Annotated in this window: 4 protein-coding genes; 3 read left to right on the top strand and 1 reads right to left on the bottom strand. The window is 59.3% G+C overall.

Features of this window, described 5'->3' with window-relative positions:
• Nucleotides 1-409 (top strand): hypothetical protein (locus AC1C2N_RS16185; RefSeq protein WP_495434587.1); only part of this gene is annotated, 409 nt, incomplete at its 5' end.
• A gap of 310 nt (nt 410-719) precedes the next feature.
• Here AC1C2N_RS16185 and AC1C2N_RS16190 read toward each other — a convergent pair.
• A complete protein-coding gene (locus AC1C2N_RS16190) occupies nt 720-2,453 on the bottom strand; it encodes an ABC-F family ATP-binding cassette domain-containing protein (protein ID WP_495434588.1) in 1,734 nt (577 codons plus the stop codon).
• A 518-nt stretch (nt 2,454-2,971) separates the two neighbouring features.
• Here AC1C2N_RS16190 and erm point away from each other — a divergent pair.
• Together erm and AC1C2N_RS16200 are read left to right on the top strand one after the other, a co-directional pair.
• On the top strand, nt 2,972-3,784 hold the full coding sequence (erm, locus tag AC1C2N_RS16195) for a 23S ribosomal RNA methyltransferase Erm (RefSeq protein ID WP_419183693.1): 813 nt from the start codon (nt 2,972-2,974) through the stop codon (nt 3,782-3,784).
• A gap of 391 nt (nt 3,785-4,175) precedes the next feature.
• Nucleotides 4,176-4,850 carry a helix-turn-helix transcriptional regulator gene (locus tag AC1C2N_RS16200; RefSeq protein ID WP_235362327.1) on the top strand — a complete coding sequence of 225 codons (675 nt, stop codon included), beginning with the start codon at nt 4,176-4,178 and terminating at the stop codon, nt 4,848-4,850.
• Nucleotides 4,851-5,171 lie beyond the last annotated feature (321 nt).

Genomic DNA, 5,171 nt, shown 5'->3' on the forward strand with positions numbered 1-5,171 from the left:
CTTGTCTGACGAGCGCGACAGCATCTTTTCTGAACTCTTCCGAGTATTTGGCCATGATCCATATCCTCCCAGCCAGTCCTACAGAACTGGCGGACAAGAGTCAATCAAACCTTCAGCAGACCCTTCATCCTCGCCCGTCGCACTGTTCCGGACCCCGCTCGCCTCGGACGTCTCCCGAGGCGGAGAGAGTCTGCAGCAGGTGAAGGCGCGTCGTGGGACCATCGCGCTTTCACACCAGATCATCGACTTCGCCCTCCACGGACCGCATGGCTCACCGAACAGGAACAACGACTCCGAGACTCTGTGTTCACTGATCGACGCGCTGCTCGACGATGGGGACGCTACGCCGACGCCATCACTCGCTGGGAACGCATCACAGGACGCCAAGCTCCGTCACCTGAACTTCTGACGAAGAAGGCTGGACCTCGCCCGGCACCGGAGTTCGTCGAATGGCTGATGGGGCTTCCCACAGGCTGGGCGACAGCTGAAGCCCATGGGCTTACACTAAACCAGCAGACCGCTGTTCTCGGCAACGGAGTTCTTCCGATACAAGCTCTCTATGCACTTCGCGCGTTCTTTAGCAATATCGGGTAGACATCAGTCGAGGGGCACTCCGCCTGAGACAGACGGCGACTGCCCCTGAGAACGACGTCACGCCGCCCGAAGTGAGGGGGCCCGTCTGCCAATTCACGCGGCATCCTTCGGTAGTCATTCAACACTCAACACTCAACCATCGCTATGCCGCCGAGGTCAACATGAACTCTTTGCACACTGCCTCTTGCCAGCGCTTTTTCTTGCCATCGCCGATCGTGTGTAACGGTGAGGACTGCCCCTGGGTAATCGCGTAGCGCGTCTTCCATTTGCTCGACAAGTTCCGGTGAAAGGTGGTTCGTGGGTTCGTCGAGGAACAAAATATCACTGGGCGCGGACACCGCAACGGCGACTTCCATGCGTCGACGTTGCCCAACGGACAACTTGTTCATCTGTAGTTCCAGGTCACGTGGCGAGAAGAGCCCCAGTGCGAGAAGCGTTTCTGCCGCGTCCCCCGCATAGGAGTGTGTTGCCTCGGCAAACGCTTCCAAAAGGGTGCTTCCGATCTCCCCCGCGGGTTCCTGCCGGAGCCATGCTATGCGAAGGTCGGGTTTCCCCCATATCTCGCCTTCTTGCAGAGGGAACTCGCCGGCAAGCGCGCGCAGGAGCGTGGTCTTCCCCGCTCCGTTTGATCCCGCGATGAGCCAACGGTCGCCCTCGCGAACTTCGAGCGAGTCGAGCAGCAGCCCCGGTTGTCCGATGCTCGCCCTGTTGCGTAGCGAATGCGCGGCTAGGAGTAGTGTTTGCTCGGGCATCGCGTCGGGGTCCTGGACGAGCGACCGGTTTGTGAAGGCGGGCGAAAAGCTCAGAAGGTCTGCGGGTCTTGACACTGGGTCTGCGTGCAATCGTGCCACGCGTTCCTTGGCTTGCCTGACTCTTCCTGTCGCGCCGTGGTCGCTGCTTCGAGCCCGGAAAGCACCGTGACCAAAGCTAGCTCTCTCTTGCTTGCGTGGAATTGCAGTGAGGCGGAACGAGTTCGAGGCCAACAATGCCTCACTCCGAGAGAGTTCCTGCCGCCACGTCTCGTACTGAGTGAGGAGCCGTTGTCGCTCTGTGTCGCGCGCGGCGAGGTATCCCGCGTAACCGTTGCCATACCTCCGGAGTTCCCCATCTTCCACGGCGACAATTTCTGTTGCTACTCGGTCGAGAAATGCCCGATCGTGTGTCACGACGACAAGCGCACCTCGATGTTCCGAGAGTCTCTCCTCTAACCATGCCACGCCCTTTTCGTCGAGGTCGTTCGTGGGTTCGTCGAGGAGGATCAAGTCCGATTGAGAGGAAAGCGCCGCCGCGAGCGCTAGTCGCGTACGCTCGCCGCCGGATAGTGACCCCACAAGACGGGTGCGATCCAAACCTTCAAGGGAGAGTTCGTTGAGTGCAGCGTCGATTCTCTGGTCAACGCCGTACCCGTCTCTGGCCTCAAATTGATCTGTTAGTTCAGTCAGGTTGTTGAGGAGAGCAGGAAGTTCGGATTCAGCAGCATCCGCAATGCTGTCGCTGATGTGCTGCATTGCCGCCTCGATCTCGCGAACCTCGACTAGCAACTCGTCTAGTGCGTTGGAGATCGTGGCTTCGGGTGGAAAGTGAGGTTGCTGCTCGGCAAGGACGAAGCCACCCGGAAGCTCGACGATGCGCTCACCGGACTCCAGGGGAACGATTCCGGCGAGAACCTGCAGGAGGGTCGATTTTCCGGCGCCGTTGTCCCCGATGACCGCGAGTCGTTCGTGAGCCCCGACGGTGATATCGATGTTTCGAAACACCACGTGGTCGGCGAAACGGACGGTGCCGTTCCGGATTGAGCAAATACGGTGATGGATTCTAGTGGCACTCGTGTGCAGGTTGAACGGTGTTGAACGGGGCAAGGCGAACTCCTCTGCGCGACCGGCAGGCGGGAACACCAGCAGAATCGCAACAGGTGCGACTCGAAAACGGAGTCGCACGGTGTACGGGAACCTCGCGCCTGCAACGTACTACCGCCCGGCGCGCATAGGACCCACCACGGAGAGAGCTCAACGCGGCGTCCCGTACTAAAGAATCAGCGCACCCATGGCGCAAACTATACCACGCCGGGTCGCGCGATTCACCTAGCCTAGCCCGGAAGCATGGGGAACGACGCCCATTGACACGTCGGCCAGCGGCTTGGCATTCTACGGAGGGTCAAGTAGCCTGACGTTTATGGGAACTTTGATTTTCGCGCGCTGATGGCGCTCTCTGGGGATAGCGACAGTCGCTCGTAGCGACCTGAGCGCTCTCTTTTTGAACCCAGATTGTTGACGCCATCGCACGGAGTGTCCACCGCACCCGCGCGCGCGTTCCCACCTCTTTCAGTGTTCGTTGTGACGTCGGGTGCTCCAATTCCCATGACTCTTGGAGCGTTCACATGCGATTTCAATCAACCTTTGGCGGCCGTCATGAACTCGGCCAGAACTTTCTCCGTAATCCCAGCACCATTGACCGATTCGTTGCGGTCGTTCGCGATACAGAAGGGAGCATCCTTGAAGTAGGTGCCGGCGATGGGGCGATCACGCGGAAACTGTCTCTACTAAATCGAGATATCACCGCAATCGATGTTGATGAACAACTTGTCAAACGTTTGCAGCGGGATATTCCTACAGTTCGAGTCGAGCGTGCCGACGCTCTGCGTTTCTCACTCGACTTTCCGGTCATAGTGGGGAACATCCCCTTCAACCTGACGACCCCAATTCTGCGCCGCCTGCTTAAATCATCCACCTGGAACCATGCAGTTCTACTGACACAGTGGGAAGTCGCACGGAAGCGGGCTGGCGTCGGCGGATGCACGATGATGACTGCACAAGCCGCTCCCTGGTATGTATTCGAGTTGCGTGGTCGAGTACCAGCACGCCATTTCGCACCGCAGCCAAGCGTAGACGGTGGAATTCTCCACATAACTCGCCGCGAAAAATCCCTCGTGTCTTCAGCGGAACGGCGCAACTATGAGAGCTTCGTGCGTGCAGCGTTCACCGGCAGAGGTCGCACTCTCCCACAGATCCTTGGCCGAGCGAGTGGAGCGCCAAGCAACCAGGCATCCCGAGTGCTCAGTGAGCTGTCACTCGGGGATGTTCGCCTGCCACGCGATCTCCGGGCTGATACATGGGCCGTGTTGTGGTCCCGCCTTACCCAAAGCCGGCAACCGCACGACCAAAAGGGAGCAAGACGGGACTTTCGACAATGAACTCGCCGCGGATTTGGCTCGCTACTTTGGGCGCCGATTTGCCGAGGATCAGTGAGGACCCACTCGTGGCGAGTCCGACAGGTGCAATTACGTCCGCCAACGACAACGGAGGCGTACATGGACGAGCCAGGGGCTCGACGTGGTGCCAAGGTTAGTGAGAACACGCGGTAGCGAGTTTTCACCAGTCGTGGCTCGCTTAGGAACCATTCATCGCCCTCTCGGGCCCCGTGCGTTCGACTGCGCCCAGCTGGCAGTTGTTCGCGCGGGGTCCGCAATTCTGTTCGGAAAGTTCGGTGACCACTATCTCAATATCGGTGACGTTGCGCTGATCTCTCCCTGTACCCTGTTCCGTGTCGAGCCGGAACCATGGGTCACCATAACCACACTGTACGTGGACAACGACTATCTAGTCGATCAGATCTTCTGGCAGTACGCTACGCACTTCACCGATCGGCTCGACACCCAGACCTTCCTCGATGCCCAAGATACTGACCCGATTCATGTAGTGCGCCTCGGGGAAAACAGAGCTAGCTTGCTTACGCCGTGGCTGGACGAACTAACCGCCCTAAGCACGAATGGCCTGTTGCCGGAGCGGTTCTACCGGCTCCAAGCGCTCCTGTTCTCCATCTTCGACATCGTCGTGCCAACGCTCGACGATGGAGGTATCGTGCCTTGTGGCCGGACAAGTGTGCTGCCGCGTTTGCCACGGCGCCGCGCGTTCTCACCAGTGCAGGAAGAAGCGCGCCTGGCTGCTCGAATGCTTCGCGACGGGCTCGCCGAGGAGTGGACGCTAGACCGGCTCGCCGCTTCAGTGCATTTGTCACGGTCGAGGCTCGGCCGGGTGTTTCGCGAAGCGTTCGGCAAGACCCCGATCGCCTACTTGACAATGCTGCGGGCCGAGCGAATGGCTGAACTTTTGCGCACCACCGACGCGCCAATCGCTACGATTGCATCGCAGTTGGGATGGCCTGACCCAGACTATGCCGGGCGGCTTTTCAAACAGAGTGTGGGCTACTCGCCCCGCCAGTACAGGGCTCTAAGTCGCCGTATCCCGGCCGCCGAGTGATCCAGACGAAAGCGGCTTGATCCCGGAGCATTGCGTCGCAATTCGTGCTTTTCGTGTCCGGATCTGCGCTTTCAGGTAGACCGGATCGGACTCGTCGGGTCTGTTCAGATCTCTAGCGGTCGCTCACTTTCGTTTGCCGTCCGTCTCGATTGCGTTTCCTGATTCCCTTCGCGCACCTTCTGGTCGCAGAGGTTACCCGGGTCTGCTGAAGCTTTGATTGACTCTGGTTTCTTCACGCCGCGAGTGCGACGCTGCCTACATTAACAACTTCAAACTCGACCGGGGTCAACTTCCCAAGCCCACGCTGGCGACGCTTGCGAT

The organism is Mycetocola sp. Y791 (genome assembly GCF_059445325.1).

Coding starts and splice junctions, on each gene's coding strand:
- erm (WP_419183693.1), top strand. CDS start 2,972: ATGCGATTTCAATCAACCTTTGGCGGCCGTCATGAACTCGGCCAGAAC.